The organism is Comamonas sp. Z3 (assembly GCF_008121565.1).
Lineage (GTDB): Bacteria > Pseudomonadota > Gammaproteobacteria > Burkholderiales > Burkholderiaceae_C > Comamonas > Comamonas brasiliensis.
On record NZ_VOQU01000001.1, the window covers coordinates 373,345 to 389,141 of the forward strand.

15 protein-coding genes and 1 pseudogene are annotated in these 15,797 nt (G+C 57.7%); 13 read left to right on the forward strand and 3 right to left on the reverse strand.

Going from position 1 to position 15,797, the window contains the following annotated elements; genetic code table 11:
- Positions 1-10: 10 nt before the first annotated feature.
- The 13 genes and pseudogenes from FSY59_RS01785 to FSY59_RS01845 all read left to right on the forward strand — a co-directional run.
- Complete coding sequence (locus FSY59_RS01785) at positions 11-1,180, forward strand: NADH-ubiquinone oxidoreductase-F iron-sulfur binding region domain-containing protein (protein WP_187427608.1); 1,170 nt, start codon at positions 11-13, stop codon at positions 1,178-1,180.
- A gap of 22 nt (positions 1,181-1,202) precedes the next feature.
- A complete protein-coding gene (locus FSY59_RS01790) occupies positions 1,203-1,421 on the forward strand; it encodes a ferredoxin (RefSeq protein ID WP_148728345.1) in 219 nt (72 codons plus the stop codon).
- A gap of 41 nt (positions 1,422-1,462) precedes the next feature.
- Positions 1,463-2,242, forward strand: a complete 780-nt coding sequence (locus tag FSY59_RS01795) for an SDR family oxidoreductase (RefSeq protein ID WP_148728346.1) — start codon at positions 1,463-1,465, stop codon at positions 2,240-2,242.
- A gap of 23 nt (positions 2,243-2,265) precedes the next feature.
- On the forward strand, positions 2,266-3,282 hold the full coding sequence (locus FSY59_RS01800; protein WP_054075389.1) for a hypothetical protein: 1,017 nt from the start codon (positions 2,266-2,268) through the stop codon (positions 3,280-3,282).
- 25 nt (positions 3,283-3,307) lie between these two features.
- Complete coding sequence (locus FSY59_RS01805) at positions 3,308-4,399, forward strand: protocatechuate 3,4-dioxygenase (RefSeq protein ID WP_148728347.1); 1,092 nt, start codon at positions 3,308-3,310, stop codon at positions 4,397-4,399.
- Positions 4,400-4,410: 11 nt separating this feature from the next.
- Positions 4,411-5,286, forward strand: coding sequence for a carbon-nitrogen hydrolase family protein (locus tag FSY59_RS01810; protein ID WP_054075391.1), 876 nt, complete (start codon positions 4,411-4,413; stop codon positions 5,284-5,286).
- An 8-nt stretch (positions 5,287-5,294) separates the two neighbouring features.
- Positions 5,295-5,564 (forward strand): hypothetical protein, encoded by a 270-nt coding sequence (locus FSY59_RS01815; RefSeq protein ID WP_054075392.1) that lies wholly within the window; start codon positions 5,295-5,297, stop codon positions 5,562-5,564.
- A gap of 18 nt (positions 5,565-5,582) precedes the next feature.
- The gene (locus FSY59_RS01820; protein WP_081007780.1) at positions 5,583-6,392 is read left to right on the forward strand and encodes a GntR family transcriptional regulator; all 810 of its coding nucleotides are present in this window, start codon (positions 5,583-5,585) and stop codon (positions 6,390-6,392) included.
- A gap of 24 nt (positions 6,393-6,416) precedes the next feature.
- Positions 6,417-7,160, forward strand: a complete 744-nt coding sequence (locus FSY59_RS01825) for an aspartate/glutamate racemase family protein (RefSeq protein WP_054075394.1) — start codon at positions 6,417-6,419, stop codon at positions 7,158-7,160.
- A gap of 20 nt (positions 7,161-7,180) precedes the next feature.
- The gene (locus FSY59_RS01830) at positions 7,181-7,984 is read left to right on the forward strand and encodes an SDR family NAD(P)-dependent oxidoreductase (RefSeq protein ID WP_054075395.1); all 804 of its coding nucleotides are present in this window, start codon (positions 7,181-7,183) and stop codon (positions 7,982-7,984) included.
- 192 nt (positions 7,985-8,176) lie between these two features.
- Entirely contained in the window at positions 8,177-10,477 is a 2,301-nt protein-coding gene (locus FSY59_RS01835; RefSeq protein ID WP_054075396.1) for an NADP-dependent malic enzyme, read from the forward strand.
- A gap of 56 nt (positions 10,478-10,533) precedes the next feature.
- Positions 10,534-11,598 carry an XdhC family protein gene (locus FSY59_RS01840; RefSeq protein WP_148728348.1) on the forward strand — a complete coding sequence of 355 codons (1,065 nt, stop codon included), beginning with the start codon at positions 10,534-10,536 and terminating at the stop codon, positions 11,596-11,598.
- Positions 11,599-11,684: 86 nt separating this feature from the next.
- Positions 11,685-12,118: pseudogene (locus tag FSY59_RS01845) on the forward strand (transposase); the annotation flags it as partial.
- Position 12,119: 1 nt separating this feature from the next.
- Here the strand turns inward: FSY59_RS01845 and FSY59_RS01850 are convergent.
- The 3 genes from FSY59_RS01850 to FSY59_RS01860 all read right to left on the reverse strand — a co-directional run bounded on the left by FSY59_RS01850 (position 12,120) and on the right by FSY59_RS01860 (position 15,371).
- On the reverse strand, positions 12,120-12,398 hold the full coding sequence (locus tag FSY59_RS01850; RefSeq protein ID WP_081007781.1) for a transposase: 279 nt from the start codon (positions 12,396-12,398) through the stop codon (positions 12,120-12,122).
- Positions 12,399-12,456: 58 nt separating this feature from the next.
- Positions 12,457-13,996 (reverse strand): IS3 family transposase gene (locus tag FSY59_RS01855; protein WP_238592509.1). Its coding sequence is split into 2 segments (ribosomal slippage): positions 12,457-13,263 and positions 13,265-13,996, totalling 1,539 coding nucleotides; the frame shifts between segments, so codons are not numbered across the junction.
- Positions 13,997-14,294: 298 nt separating this feature from the next.
- Positions 14,295-15,371, reverse strand: a complete 1,077-nt coding sequence (locus tag FSY59_RS01860; RefSeq protein ID WP_012837655.1) for an IS110 family transposase — start codon at positions 15,369-15,371, stop codon at positions 14,295-14,297.
- Positions 15,372-15,797: the final 426 nt, after the last annotated feature.

Genomic DNA, 15,797 nt, shown 5'->3' on the forward strand with positions numbered 1-15,797 from the left:
GGCGTCGCGCATGGATCTGGCTGCTGAACTGGAGTGCGGCACGTATCAGCGCAAAGTCCCCGTGGAAAACATCATTGCGGAACTGCAGGCATCTGGATTGCAGGGGCGCGGAGGTGCGGGGTTTGCTGCTGGCGTCAAATGGGCTACGTTGGCGCAGAGCAAAAAAGAGCACAAAGTGGTGATCGCAAATGGCGAGGAGGGCGAGCCAGCGTCCGGCAAGGACCAATGGTTGCTCAATCATCGGCCGCATTTGGTGCTCGATGGGTTGCTGCTCGCCGCACAGGCTGTTGGTGCCACTCGCACCATCGTGTATCTCTCACACGCTGCCACGGTGCAATCCATGCGCGCAGCCATTGCGGAGTTGGAAGCATCAGTTCACAAGCCTGCCATTCCTGTTGAAGTCCATGTGGTGCCCCGAAGCTACGTGGCGGGTGAGGAAAGCGCTGTGTGCCGCGCCATCAATGGCGGTCAGGCCAAACCCACGGCCAAACCGCCACGGCCATTTGAGCGCGGCGTAGATGATGCGCCCACTTTGGTGAGCAATGTTGAAACGCTGGCACATGCGGCATGGATTTCGCGCAACGGTGCGCAGGCCTTTAGAGCCGAGGGAACGGAGCAATCTCCGGGAACGATTCTCGTGACTTTGACGGGCGCTTGCCATCGGCCTGGTGTTTACGAAGTCCCGCTGGGGCTGACTCTGGATACCGTCTTCGAGGCCGTGGGTGGCGGCTATAGCGCCCAACCCAAAGCCTTCATCGTGGGCGGTTGGTTCGGCGGCATGTTGGCTGCGGAGCATTCAAAGCGTAATTGCTGCTATGCCGGTTTGCGGCAAGTGGGCAGTGGCTTGGGTTGCGCTGCGATCACAGTGCTCGGTCAGGACGCCAACGTTATGGAAGTGGCTGGCGACATCGGCATGTGGTACACGCGGGAATCGGCTCAGCAATGCGGGACCTGCATTCGCGGCACTCAAGCCATTGCCGGCGCACTCGTGCGCATCAATCTTGGCGCGGGCGAGCACCAGGACCGGGAAAACCTGATTCGCTGGGGCAACACCTTGCCCGGTCGCGGAGCCTGCGCGTTTCTGGATGGCGCCGCAGCACTAGCGCGCACGGTGGTGCACGAGTTTGATGCTGACTTGCGCCAGTGCTTGTCCAAGAGCGCCAGCAAGTCCAAACAGTGAATCAACAAGAACAGGAGCGAGGATGAAAGTCTATCTGGACATGACCAAGTGCACCGGTTTCGGCACGTGCGCCGATTTGGCGCCGGATGTGTTCGAAATTGACGAATTCGGCTACGCGATGCTTTTGCACAAAGGCTCCGTGCCGAAGGAATTCGAGGCTCAGGCTCGCGATGCTTCACGCAAATGCAGCGCTTGGGCGATTCGGATTGAAGAAGAAGCGGCCGACAACCCGTCCGCATGAAACCAATTCAAGGATGAGGTGCGTTTGCACCGGGGAAAGTTATGGAACTCGGACTCGACGGAAAAATTGCGCTGGTGACTGCTGCCAGCCAAGGCATTGGCTCGGCGATCGCTCATACGTTGGCGCGTGAAGGCGCAACCGTGGCCGTCAGCTCGCGCAACCCGCACGCAATGGCGCAGGCCTACCAAGGAAGCAAGGGTGCCATGCTGCCCTATGCAGCGGATCTGAGCGATCCGGCGGATTTTGCTTCGCTGGTGCCGCACGTGGTTGCTGATCAGGGGCGGCTTGATATTTTGGTGGTCAACACACCGGGCCCGCGCATTGTTCCTGTGCTCGATGTGCAAGACGATGACTGGGAAGCCGCCTACAAGCTGCTGGTTCGGCCCGCCGTCAAGCTCGCGCACGACGCGGCCAAGCAGATGGTGGTGCAGGGTGGTGGCACCATCGTTTTCATCACCTCTACCTGGGTGAAGCAGACCATGCATGGCGGCGTGCTGTCGGCCATGATGCGCTCATCCCTGTCGGCGCTTTGCAAGCAAATGGCGCTTGAGCTCGCACCTCACGGTGTGCGGGTCAATCAGGTGATGCCCGGTGCTACAGGCACCTCGCGCATGGAGACCATCTTGAACAGCAAGACAGAGAAGAACAACAGCTCTCGCGATGCCGAACTGGCCAAAGTCGTGGAGCTCATTCCCATGGGCCGTTGGGCGCAAGCCGAGGAAATCGCGGATGCCGTGGCGTTTGCTGTCTCCCCCAAAGCGGGCTTCATGACGGGCGTAGCGCTGCAAATCGATGGCGGTGCGATCCGCTCAACCCTTTAATTCGACATATTGGAAAACCTCGAATGGCCAAGACTCTCAGTGAATTGTTTTTTGCGCAACTGACGTTGTGCAATCTCGATGCGACGCAACTGGTTGCGGTGATTTCCGAACAAGGCAAGCGCGCCGATTTCGTGGAGGCTGCGGTCTCTGCTGTGCGCCAAAAGGGCGCGGGCGTGCTGGTGCTGACGGCATCGAGCCTCTCCAACCCTAACTTGCCTCCCTATGCTGGTGATGGCCGTGAAGTGTCGGCACTTCTGGCTGCTGCCGAGCAATGTGATCTGGTGCTCGACCTGACCGTGGGTGGCCTGATTCATTCGGACGTGCGCACCCGTATCGTTGGCAAGGGCAAGCGCATGCTGTTTGTGTCACCCGAGCCCGCCGATGTGCTTGAGCGCCTGATGGGTTCGAGCGAATTGCGCAGTCTCGTGGATCGCGGTGCAGAGGTTCTTAAGGCCGGTCGCACCATGCACATCACCAGTGCTGCTGGCACCGACCTGACAGTGGACATCAGCGGTGAGGCGTTGCCGATCACCCGTCAGTGGGGCTATGTGGATGAGCCAGGTCGCTGGGACAACTGGCCCAGTGGTTTCATCGCCTGCTTTCCCAACGACAAGACGGCCAACGGCACCATCGTGCTGCAGCCTGGTGATGTGTTGATCCCTTGGCAGACCTATGTGCAAAGTCCCGTGACGTTGACGATCAAGGACGGCTACATCACTGACATTCGTGGTGAAGGCTCGGACGCTTTCGTGCTGCGCGACTATTTCGAGCGTTGGAAGGACCCAGAGGTCTACGCTTTGTCTCACATGGGTTGGGGCGTTCACCCGAATGCATCGTGGGCGGCGTTGGCGGTCTATGACGCGAAGAAGCTCTTCGGCCAGGAACTGCGTTCGACCTCAGGCAATTTCATGTTCTCGACCGGCTCCAACCGCTTCGCGAATCGTGAAACCCCGGCGCATCTGGACATCCCGCTGCGCAATTGCACGGTCACCATCGACAGCACTGTGGTGGTCCGTGATGGCTCACTGCAGCAGTTCTGAGTCAATCGCAGGAAGGCTCTTTATCATGGATAGAAAAGTTCTGGAGTCTGCGATTCTGTCGATTGCGCGCTCACCCGAGTCGCTCGATGAATTCAAGAAGTCACCCGACACAGTCGGTCTGAAGTACGGGCTGGATGCTGAGTGGAGTCAGGTCATTTATGCAGGAGACCGGGATCGTCTGCGCTCGGCGGGCGTGGGTGACGGCATCACTATTTTGGTGAGCCGCTGGTTCAAGGATGATCTGGGCGACAGCATCAACAAGGGTGCATTCACGGTTAACCGTGCAGCCCAATTGCCTCCGGCCAATGTGCCGCGCAACCTGGTGTTTGCGGGTGGTTGCTCGCATGTACCTGATCTGTTGGCTCGCCCCGAGATCGATCCGGCGGAAGCGGTTGGACGTCTGAAGGCCGCCTATGAGCGCCTGCGCGCGGACCTCGTGGCCGCCAAGCCGGACGTCATCATCGCAACGGCGGATTGCCATTTTCAGAGTTTCGAGACGGGTTCGTTTGTTGTGGGTAACGGTGCATCGCACGAAGGTTCGATGGCGTTCTACAAGCGTCCCGACATCGATCTGCGCTTGCAAGGTGACAGTGAGCTGGCCAACCGCATCGTGCAACACATCCGCTCGCTGGGCATGGAGGTGGAATCGGCCCCGCGTGTGGATTTGGACCATGGTTTCATCGTGCCGATGAAGCTCTTGCTGCCCAACCCCGATATCCCGGTGATCCCGATCATCACGCAACCTGCGCGCACGTTCTCGCCATTCAATGCGCGAGTGTTCGGTGAAGCCTTGCGTGCAGTCATTGAAAGCTCGGGCAAACGCGTGGCCTTCCTGGGTACGGGCGGACTCTCGCACTGGCTGGATCCCGGCAAGTTTGGTTTCGTTGATTTGGAGTTTGACCGCTACATCCTTGACTTGCTCGAATATGGACAAGGCTTGAGCCTCGCCAATCTCGAACCCTATGCGCTGCTCAGTCACGGTCAGTATGAGCTGCTTAACTGGATCATCATGCTTGGCGCCGTTGGCCCCGGCGTGAAAGCACAAACCTATGCATACGAGCCAATGACGGCCTCCGGCGGCGGCTGGACTGTCGCTCGCATGCTCTTCCCACAATGAAAGACACTCTCATGGAGCAAACCACAAACACGGCCGCACAGCACTTTCGCATGGGCCTCACGCAATGGCACGCTGGACGTGATCTGGATGCCAACCTCAAGCAGGCGCTTCAGGCCATTCACCAATGTGCGGAGCAGGGCGCTCAGCTCATCAGCTTGCCTGAGAACGGACTGTTCCTTGGCTCCAACGCCGAGATGCGTGCAGCAGCACTGTCGCTGGATAGTGCGCCCATTGAAGCGCTGCGCAATGCCGCACGCCAAGTGGGCGTTCCTGTGACGTTAGGCGGGTTCAAGAATCGCGACAGCGAAGGCCGGATTCACAACTCCGCCATCGTGATGGACAAGCGCGGCGAACTGGCAGGGCACTATCACAAGATCCATCTGTTCGACGCCAACGTAGCGGGTCAGTCGTTTGAGGCCTCGAGCGTTGAGCTGCGCGGGCAAGAGCCAGTGATTCTGAACATCAACGGCGTGAAGATTGGCATGACCATTTGCTACGATGTGCGATTTCCTGAGCTGTTTCGTGCGCTCGCGCTTCAGGACGCTCAGGTGTTTCTGGTGCCCGCCGCGTTCACTTACACCACAGGTCAGGCACATTGGGAAGTACTGCTGCGCGCACGTGCCATCGAGAATGCAGCCTTCGTGGTGGCATCGGCAACGGTACGTGGAGAAGACCCGACCAAGGATGCCTTCCAGACGTGGGGACACGCCATGGTGGTCGATCCGTGGGGCAAGGTGCTGACCGATCTGGACAGTGCCAGCGCTGCGGTTCAGGTGGTTGATCTCGACCTTTCGCGAGTCGCCGAGATTCGCACCAAACTCCCCGTGCTCAAAGGCGTGCAACCGTCCTCCTACACTCGTTCGCCCCGTGTGATTGAACTTTCTTAGGCACTTCTATGAGCAGCTATTTCGAACCCTCCGATTTTTTGAAGCAAGGCGTTGATGTCCCGGACGCGGCGTTTGTTGGTGAGCCAATCGTCGTCGCCAATGAGTTCACCGCTGTCGCTCTTCAAAAGGTCGCCATGCGACAAGGGGAGCGAGTGCTGCTCAAGGTCATGCCTGACGGCAGCAGCCTGCTACTGGATGCGATGCAACTGGAAGCAATTACACGGTTGAGGCCAGAGGACTTTTCACGTCTGCTGGCTCGCAATCTTGGTGTGGAATGAAAAATAAGGGAGGTATGCATGAGTAGGCAACGTGGACATTCGGTGGACATGGTTCATCGTGTTCTGGAGGACCGGATCGTCAGTGGCTTCTACGCTCCTGGCATGCGCTTGTCACAAGCGGATCTGGCCGAGGAACTGGAGACCAGCCGTACACCATTGCGTGAGGCATTCAACCGTTTGCAGATCAGCGGACTGGTCGTCGCGACGAACAACCGCGGCGTGGAGGTTGGGCCCATCAAGTTTGAACACACGGAGCAACTCTATGCACTGCGTCTTCTGGTTGAGCCGCCTTTGATTGCTGCGCTGGTGCCAGTGGTTTCCAATGCAGAAATTGCTGCCATGCGCAAGGCGCTTGCGGAGATGGAGTCCAACCACTATTCCACACGCGCTTTCCAAGAGAGCCATCTGGCGTTTCACGAGGTACTGCTGTCGCGTTATCCCGAAATGCTGCGCGAGGCGGTTGAACACGCGTATCAGCGCATTCACCGGCATCAGCGAGTGCATTTCTCGCGCCCACATGTGCCAGAAGATTTCACCGCAGTCGATCGCTTTTTCCTTGATGCGATCGAAGCACGCAACCCCGAAATGGCAAGGCGTTGGAACGAGTTCCATCTGATTGACGCCGCTCTGGGGTTGATGCACGACATCGACACCGCACAGAAGCTGGATGCGCTCCGGCTCTGTGCCACTGGCGTTGACATTGAATTGGAACAGGTCGTCAAGACAGGTAAACACAGTCCCGTACGGATTCGCTGGATGCGCAGCAAAGCAGAGGAAATACCGTACATCGAGACCGTCAACCTGATCCACGACCCCAAAAGTTATTAATCTAATACCTAGGAATTTGACTTTATGAATGCTTCACGTCGTATCGGACTGATCGTCCCTAGCTCCAACACCACGATGGAAACGGAGATCCCCGCCATGCTGAGATCCATTCCGGGTCTGGGCGACAGCTTCACATTTCACTCTGCGCGCATGCGTATGAAGCACGTCACGCCGGAGGAGCTCAAATCGATGGATGACGCCTCAGTGCAATGCGCTGCTGATTTGGCCGATGCACGTGTAGATGTCTTGGCGTATGCCTGTCTGGTCGCCATCATGGCGCAGGGCGTTGGCTATCACCGCCGTAGCCAGACCAAACTGGAAGCGGCCGTACGTGAAAATCAAGGCGGTGATTCGCCTGTCATTTCTTCCGCTGGGGCGCTGGTTGAGGCACTGCATCACGTTGGCGCCAAACGTGTCTCGGTGGTTGCGCCCTACATGAAACCGCTGACCAAACTGGTGTGTGACTACATTGAGGCAGAAGGCATTGAAGTGCAGGACGCGCTCAGCCTGGAGGTCTCCGACAACCTCGCGGTTGGGCGACTCAATCCGCAGGACCTTAAGGAGCATGCCAAAAAGGTCAACACCAAGAACGTGGACGCGTTGATTCTGAGCGCCTGCGTGCAGATGCCATCGCTGCCCGCGATTCAGCCGGTTCAGGACAGCTTTGACATTCCAGTCATGTCCGCTTCCGTTGCCACCGTCTGGAAAATTCTCAAGTCGCTGAATCTTCCAACGCATGTGCCCAACGCAGGCCGTTTGTTGGCCTGACCGGTTGACGGAGCGTCAATATGGGAACCTTGGAAAACAAAGTTGCTCTGATCACAGGCTCTGCCGGTGGCATCGGTCGAGGGATTGCGCGTCGCTTCGTCAAGGAAGGCGCCAGGGTGGTTCTGATGGATGTGTCAGCGCAAGCACTGGCTGAGCTCACGAAAGAACTCGGCGCATCTTCCGTTGCCGTGGTCGGTGATGTGAGCAACTGGAGTGACAACCAGCAGGCCGTTGCCGCAGCCGTTGATACGTTCGGTCAACTCGACGTATTCGTAGGCAATGCGGGTATTTACGATCACGCTGTGGCCCTTGAGGATATGGAAGGAGATGCGCTGTCGACAGCGTTTGACGAGCTCTTCTCCATCAATGTCAAGGGGTACGTGTTGGGTGTTCGCGCAAGCCTTGACGCGCTTTTGGCCTCACGCGGCAACGTGGTGCTTACCGGTTCCTTTGCCAGCTCTTCACCCGCTGGAGGAGGTGTTCTGTACACGGCCTCCAAACATGCGGTGCTGGGATTGGTCAAACAGTTGGCCTATGAGCTGGCGCCAGACATCCGTGTCAATGGCGTGGCTCCGGGTATCGCGCCTACGGTTCTCAAGGGCGTCAAGTCATTGGGGCAAGCGCCTAAGGATTCCATTCTGGACGGGGCGCAGGCCATCATCCCGTTGCAGGCCATTCCCAATGCGGACGTGTACGGCGGAATGTACGCCATGCTCGCATCCGATATGGAGTCTGCGCACATTACAGGCTCCATGCTCACTGCGGACAGTGGTCTCGCGATTCGTGGGTTTGGTAAACCAGGTGGGCGTATAGGTCGTCCATGACACATCTCTCGCAGCCCGGATGAGCAACATCCGGGATCTGCGAAGAGGTTACGGATGGAGGCCTCGAGACTTTCGTTCTCAGGAGGCCGCTCCATCAAGGGCCATCCGATTTCAGTTGTTTATTCATTCGCTTGCATTGGCTGCAGTAGTTACTTGCGCCGATTGCATTGCTGTGCCTGTTGAGATTGAAAAATGCCGCAAAACCTGTCCGTAGCAGAAGCTGCACTGCGCGAAGCCGCTCTCGAATACCACCGCAACCCATCGCGCGGCAAGATTTCCGTCACGCCGACCAAACCGCTGTCCAATCAGCGTGACCTCTCGCTCGCTTACTCGCCAGGCGTGGCCTATCCCTGCCTGGACATCGAAGCCGATCCTTCCAAAGCTTCGGAATACACCTCGCGCGGCAACCTCGTCGGCGTGATCACCAACGGCACCGCCGTGCTGGGGCTGGGCGACATCGGCCCGCTGGCCAGCAAGCCGGTCATGGAGGGCAAGGGCTGCCTGTTCAAGAAGTTCGCCGGCGTGGACGTGTTCGACATCGAACTCGACGCCCGTGACCCCGACAAGATCATCGAGATCGCCGCCGCGCTCGAACCCACGCTCGGCGGCATCAACCTCGAGGACATCAAGGCCCCCGAGTGCTTCTACATCGAGCGTGAACTCTCCAAGCGCATGCAGATCCCCGTGTTCCACGACGACCAGCACGGCACGGCCATCATCTCCAGCGCCGCCCTGCTCAACGGCCTCGAACTCGTGGGCAAGCAAATCGACAAGGTCAAGATCGCCGTCTCCGGCGCGGGCGCTGCGGCGATTGCCTGCGTCGACGTGATGGTCGGCCTCGGCGTCAAGCGCGAGAACATCTACATGGTGGACTCCAAGGGCGTGATCTATGACGGCCGCCCAGGGGGTCTGGACGAATCCAAGCAACGCTACGCCCAGAAGACCGACGCGCGCACGCTGGCCGATGTGGTCAACGGTGCCGACGTGTTCCTCGGCTGCTCCGCCCCTGGCGTGCTGACCGCCGACATGGTCAACACCATGGCCGACAAGCCGATCATTCTGGCGCTGGCCAACCCCGAGCCGGAAATCCGCCCCGAACTGGCCAAGGCCGTTCGCCCCGACTGCATCATCGCCACCGGCCGCTCGGACTATCCGAACCAGGTGAACAACGTGCTGTGCTTCCCCTATATCTTCCGTGGCGCGCTCGATTGCGGCGCGACGAAGATCACCGAAGCCATGAAGCTGGCCTGCGTGCGCGAAATCGCCGCCCTGGCCAAACAAGATGTCAGCGATGAAGTGGCCGCCGCCTACCAAGGCAAAGAGCTGACCTTCGGCCCCGACTACCTCATCCCCACTCCCTTCGATACGCGCCTCATTCTGCGCATTGCCCCCGCAGTGGCCCAGGCCGCTGCTGAATCGGGTGTGGCCACTCGTCCCATCGAAGATATCGCGGCCTACCGCGAAAGCCTGACCCGCTTCGTCTACCAGACCAGCATGTTCATGCGCCCCGTGTTTGCCGCCGCCAAGGCCAACCAGCAGCGCGTGGCCTACGCCGAAGGTGAAGATGAGCGCGTACTGCGCGCCGTGCAAGTCGCCATCGACGACGGTCTGGCCAAGCCGATTCTGATCGGTCGCCCTGCCGTCATCGAAGCCCGTATTGCCAAGGCCGGACTGCGCCTCCAACTGGGCAAGGATGTGGAAATCTGCAACCCTGAAGATGACCCCCGCTTCCGCCAGTACTGGGAAACCTACCACAAGCTCATGGGCCGCGACGGCGTCACACCCGAAGCCGCCAAGGCTGCCGTGCGCCGCTCCAACACCATCATCGCTGCGCTGATGGTGCACCTGGGTGACGCTGACGCCATGCTGTGCGGCCTGGTCGGCAAGTTCGACGCCCACGTCGGCCACGTGCGCGACATCCTGGGCTTGAAGGAAGGCTACAACCAACTGGCCACCGTCAACGCCGTGATGCTGGATACCGGCACGCTGTTCATCGCCGACACCTACATCAATGAAGACCCGACCGCAGAAGAGCTGGCCTTCATCGCCCTGATGGCCACTGAAGTAGTCCAGCGCTTCGGCCTGCCACCCAAGGTGGCGTTCCTCTCGCACTCCAACTACGGCTCGTCCACACGCCCGTCGGCCCTGAAGATGCGCAAGGCCCGCGACCTGTTCCAGACGATGGCACCGCACATCGAATGCGACGGTGAAATGCACGGCGACGCGGCACTGTCCGAATCCGTGCGCCACAACACGCTACTGGAAACCACCTTCTCCGGCTCCGCCAACGTGCTGATTTGCCCGAACCTTGACGCAGCGAACATTCTGTTCAACGTGCTCAAGCAAACCGGCGGCCACGGCACCACCATCGGCCCGATCCTGCTGGGCGGCGGCGGCGCAGCTGACGTGCTGACCCCATCGTCGACCGTGCGCCGCGTGGTGAACATGACAGCCCTGGCAGCAGCCAACGCAGCAAGCAGCCGCAAGACCTGACTCTCTTCGCTGAAGATGGAGCAGTGCTTGAGCTTAACGATAAGGAGAAGCTGGAAATGGACAACATCGATCTCATGGTTCTCAAAGCATTGCGTGACTGGCGATTGTCGGGCCAGCAGGCACTGCTTGCTACGGTGGTTCGGACTTGGGGTTCGTCACCCCGACCAGTAGGGTCGATGATGGCCTTGCGTGACGATGGTCGCAGCGTTGGATCGGTCTCAGGCGGTTGCATTGAGGATGACCTCATTGCTACTTACACCCGTGCCATCGGCGCGGGACGCTTTCCGGAGCACGCCACTGAACTTGTGCGTTATGGCATTGAGGCCGACGAAGCACATCGATTTGGGCTGCCTTGCGGCGGAACGCTTGAACTCTTGCTCGAATTCAATCCGGCTACGGATGAACTGGCTGAACTCGTTACCCATTTGGAGTGTGGAGCGCTGTTGCAGCGTATCGTAGATTGCCAAAGTGGAGCCGTCCGTCTTCACCGCAATGAGCAGCTTCAGCCTTTGACGTTTGATGGACAGACACTTTCCAATCCTATGGGGCCTGGGTTTCGCATGCTCATCATCGGTGCGGGAGCTTTGTCCGAGTACCTCGCGACAATGGCACTGTTCAACGGATTCGCTGTTACTGTCTGCGATCCTCGTGAGGAATACATGGGCGCGTGGTCGGTCCCTCAAGCACGAACAATCAATGAGATGCCTGATGATGCTGTTGTGGCTTTCAAGCCAGACTCAGGAAGCTGTATCGTGGCACTCACCCATGATCCAAAGTTGGATGACCTGGCGTTGCTGGAAGCGCTTCATAGCAAAGCGTTCTATGTCGGTGCTATCGGATCTCGGCGCAACAATCAAGCACGTCGGCAGAGAATGATTGAACACTTTGGTGAAACCGAAAAGTCATTGGTCGACTTGCGTGGCCCCATCGGCATCTACATCGGCAGCAAGACACCTGCAGAGATAGCGGTCAGCATCATGGCAGAAATATTGGCCATCAAGAATGGGGTGGAACTGCCTCAAGAGGTGCTCGTAGAAAAAGCCAAACACAAACGTGAGATTGTCAGGTGGACTGCCCCTAGGCAGGTAGACAAACCCCGCCTATCTTTGGACTGCCCCTAGGCAGGTAGACAAACCCCGCCTATCTTTGGACTGCCCCTAGGCAGGTAGACAAACCCCGCCTATCTTTTGAGCATAGGAGGCAGTCCATGAGCGCACAGAGGTTTACGCCAGAATTCAAGGAAGAAGCGGTCAAGCAAGTCACCGAACGCGGTTATTCGGTGGCCGAGGTGGCAGCCCGCTTAGGGGTCTCAACGCATAGCTTGTACAAATGGGTCAAGGCCGTCTCACCAGACCGCAATGAGCAGCAATCCCAAGAACTGTTTGAAGCCAAGAGTGAGATCCTGCGACTACGCAGCCAGATGCGTCGCATCGTAGAAGAGCGGGATATCTTAAAAAAATCCGTGCGGTACTTGGCCAGGGAGCCCGAGTGAAGTACCGCTTTATCAACGAGCATCGTACTGAGCACGCAGTCAGCCTGATGTGCCGATTGTTGCGAGTCGCTCGTGCAGGGTTCTACGCCTGGCTGCATGACCCTATCTCTGCCCATGAGCAAGAGGATAGGCGTTTGCTAGGGCTTGTCATCAATTAAGCCAAATGACGACTGCGGCCAGGTGGATGCCTCCCAAGAACGCATCTGCAGTTTTGTCATAGCGCGTTGCTATGCAACGGTACTGCTTCAAGCGTGCAAAGAAGTTCTCAATAAGGTGGCGTGCTTTGTACAAGTGCTTGTCGTAGTAGCGCTTTTCTTTGCAGTGCCTACGACTTGGGATGACTACTTGCTTACCTTGCTTCAAGAGCGGGTCTACGACCCGCTCTTGGGCGTCGTAACCTTTATCCGCAAGAACTGCAGCCGCAGGAATTGTTGATTTCCACGCAAAACTGACCCGCCGGAGGTGCGGATAAAAACTTGGACTAGTTTTATGCGGCTAGGCCAAGTTTGTGCCGGTATTCCACAGGACTTAAACGTCCCAGAGATACCTTGATACGTTTTTCGTTGTACCAACGAATGTACGTATCGACAGCTTCGATGAACTGCTCAATCGTCGTTGATTGCCAATTGCCGGGATAGAACAGCTCCATTTTCAGCCTTCCGAAGAAGCCTTCGCATGCAGCATTGTCTGGCGAGCACCCTTTACGAGACATCGAGCGAACCAACTTTGCATCATGGACCCTCGAGAGCCAGCCTGGCCAGCGGTAGTGAGCTCCACGATCAGAATGAATCACAGGGCGGCTCTCGCTGCCTTGAACAGCATCAATGGCCGCATCCAACATTGTGTTGACGAGATTTGCATTGGGATGAGTCCCAATCGACCAACTCACCACCAGCCCGTCAAAGCAATCAATGACTGGTGACAGGTAAACCTTGCCAGCAGGAATCTGGAATTCAGTAATGTCGGTGAGCCACTTCTCATTGGGCGCAGCAGCATGGAAGTCTCGATTGATGAGGTTTGGCGGGGCCACACCTATCTCTCCAAGGTATGAGTTGTATCTGCGGCGTTTTGGCTTGGTCACGGCCAACCCTTCCTGCTTCATCAGTCGACGAACCACCTTCTCGGATATACACGTGCACTCCTTGAGCAGGGATGCCTGAACCCTGCGGTATCCATAGCAGCGGTAGTTGTTGTCGAAGATCTCTGTGATGCTTCGGCGTACATCCAAGTATTTGTCAGCCAGCTTCAGCCGGGCACGATGGAAAAAATACGAGCTTCTTAGCAAGGCCAACAAAAGAAAGTAGTTCTGGCAATTCATACTGCCCATGCAACGCTTCAACCAGCACAGCCTTATCTTTGTTTGCCAGCCTATGTAGGTCAATGTCGGATCCATGTTTTAAGATTTCATGGGCCTGTTTGAGAAGCTCCCGCTCTATCTTCAGCCGCCGAACATCCTGGCGCAATGATTCAACTTGGCGCCTGAGCGCTGCTGCATCTAACACTGGCGATCGCTTTGGACTGTGTTTCATCGAGGTGGGGGCACAAGGGCCAAGCAACTGATTTTTCCAGTTGTACAAGGTTCCCCGGCATACCCCTAACTTGTCCGCAATCTCCTGTGCACTTGATTGGCGGGCACACAGTTGCACCACGCCCTCACACATCAAAGCATCAGGCTTTGTAGTCGGCCAAGGCCTGCCGACCATCGATTTACTGACCTCAGGGCAGTCTTGCCGAACCCACGCAGTCAACGTTCCTCGACCCGGGTAACCCAAAACCCTCATCGTGGCGGCAATACAGCGATCGTGGGCGAGGTAATGAGCAACCGCCACCTGTCTTTGCTGTAGCGAATATTTCGGTGCTCTTGGCGTTTGGTTTGCAGGCAAATCCTGATGCTTCAGGTACTGCTGATACCAGCCTTTCAATGCGTTCTTGGTTGGATATCCCAACTGGCGAATCGTGGCTCTGACACGCAAGCCAAGCTTGATGTAAATCTCAACTGCACGAATCCTGTCTGCGTATGAGTACATGAACTACCTTGTATGGATGCCTCCCAGCCATGAGTAGTAACCCGCAATGCTTTGTGAAGAAGTCGGCTGCTGCCTTGTATCCGGCCTGTGATGTGGACGCTGGGTTGCCCCTTGTCCGCTGGCCCCGATGTAATCCGCTGACGAGCGCCTCATCTCCTAGGACGGACTTTTGAAGTCCGGTAGTTCATCCAGGTTTAGCTCGTCCCGGTCTGACCTGTTTCACATCACGCTGCTTTGTTGCTGCCTCATCGCCTTCAAAGGTTCACATCCTCCTTTCTCGGGTTGATCTGCTATCCGTTCAAGCCCCAAGCGGCCTGGTGCTCTGGTGGCCTCGTTGGTAGTCCTGCTGTCGGGCCGTAACGGCCCAGATCGTTCGCGCCATCTTGGCCGCCTGTGCCACGATCACAACGTTCGTTGGCCTCCTGGCTTGAAGCTGTTCCAGCCATGGGCCGGGCTCTTTCGCATGTCTCAGTACCGCACGCGCACCGTGAATAAGCAAAGTCCGCAGGTAGGTGTCGCCCCGTTTGGAGATCCCCAGAAGATTTACCCGGCCACCTGTGCCTCGTTGCTTGGGTACCAGACCCAGCCAGGCACAGAATTCGCGCCCCGACTTGAATGCCTTGGCTTCTCCCATAGTGGCGATGGCCGCTGTAGCCGAGAGCAGGCCTACCCCGGGTATCGCCGCCACACGCTTCATGTCGACGTCAATGCGCAGGACCTCAGCAAGCCTCACCTCGATGGCCTTAATGTCTATCGCCAGTTGCTTGATGCGCTGGGCCTGCTCGCGCAGGCTATCGACGACATACTGTGGAATGCTGTTGGCAAGCGCCTCCAGTGCGAGTTCCAACTCGCCCAACAACGCCTTCTTGCCTCGCGCTAAGGTGGCTCCAAACTCATAGAGTAGTCCCCGCAACGCATTGATCTGCATGATCTTCATCCGCATCAACATCTCGCGCTGACGATGCAAGGTGAGCGTGGCTTGTTGCGCCAGCGTTTTCACGCCCACGAATTTGGTACCCGGCTGCTGGATCGCCAGCCAGATGGCGCGTGCATCTGTAGCGTCGGTCTTGTTGCCGTTCACGAATGGGCGCACGGCTTTGGCATGAATCAGCCGCACGGCATGGCCCTGCGCCGTCAACTCACGGGCCCAGTGGTGCGCTCCGCCGCAGGCTTCGATGCCGATCAAGCAAGGTGCACGGTTGGCGAAGTGCCCTAAAACCTTGGCCCGCTTTAGCTGCACGTTGACAATCTCGCCTGTGCTCATGTCCACGGTGTGAAGTTGGAACACGCTTTTGGCGATGTCCAGTCCAATGACCTGCAGGCCGGCCACCTGACCGATGATTTGCCCCGCGCTTTGGGTAGTACAACGATGCATGACGAAACCTCGCTGATGTTTGTGAAGACATTGGTCTATCAAGCCACGGGCACTTTGATACCGTATCCATTCAAGAGCCCAGCTCGTCTAGCGAACAAGCACACTCCCAAAACGGTCACGCTGTTCATCTTTATGCTTCTGCGGCCTTTGAGCTGCCCGTAGGCAGGGAGGCATCCATTACATCTCCTGGTAGTCCAAGTTTTTGTCCGCTTCCCCACCGGGGGCTAGTGGGTCACTTCTGGGTGGAAATTAACAGCCTACTTCTGCTTTGCAGCGATCGCTGCCGGTCGTAATCAACGCGACAGAAGCCAACACTGCCCCCTGCTATCGGGCCGTATCCCGAATCGCATCGTTCGCGGATGCGGATGCCGTCATGATCAGCTTGAAAACACTTGGTCCGATCGACAAGCACAGCGAAGATGAACC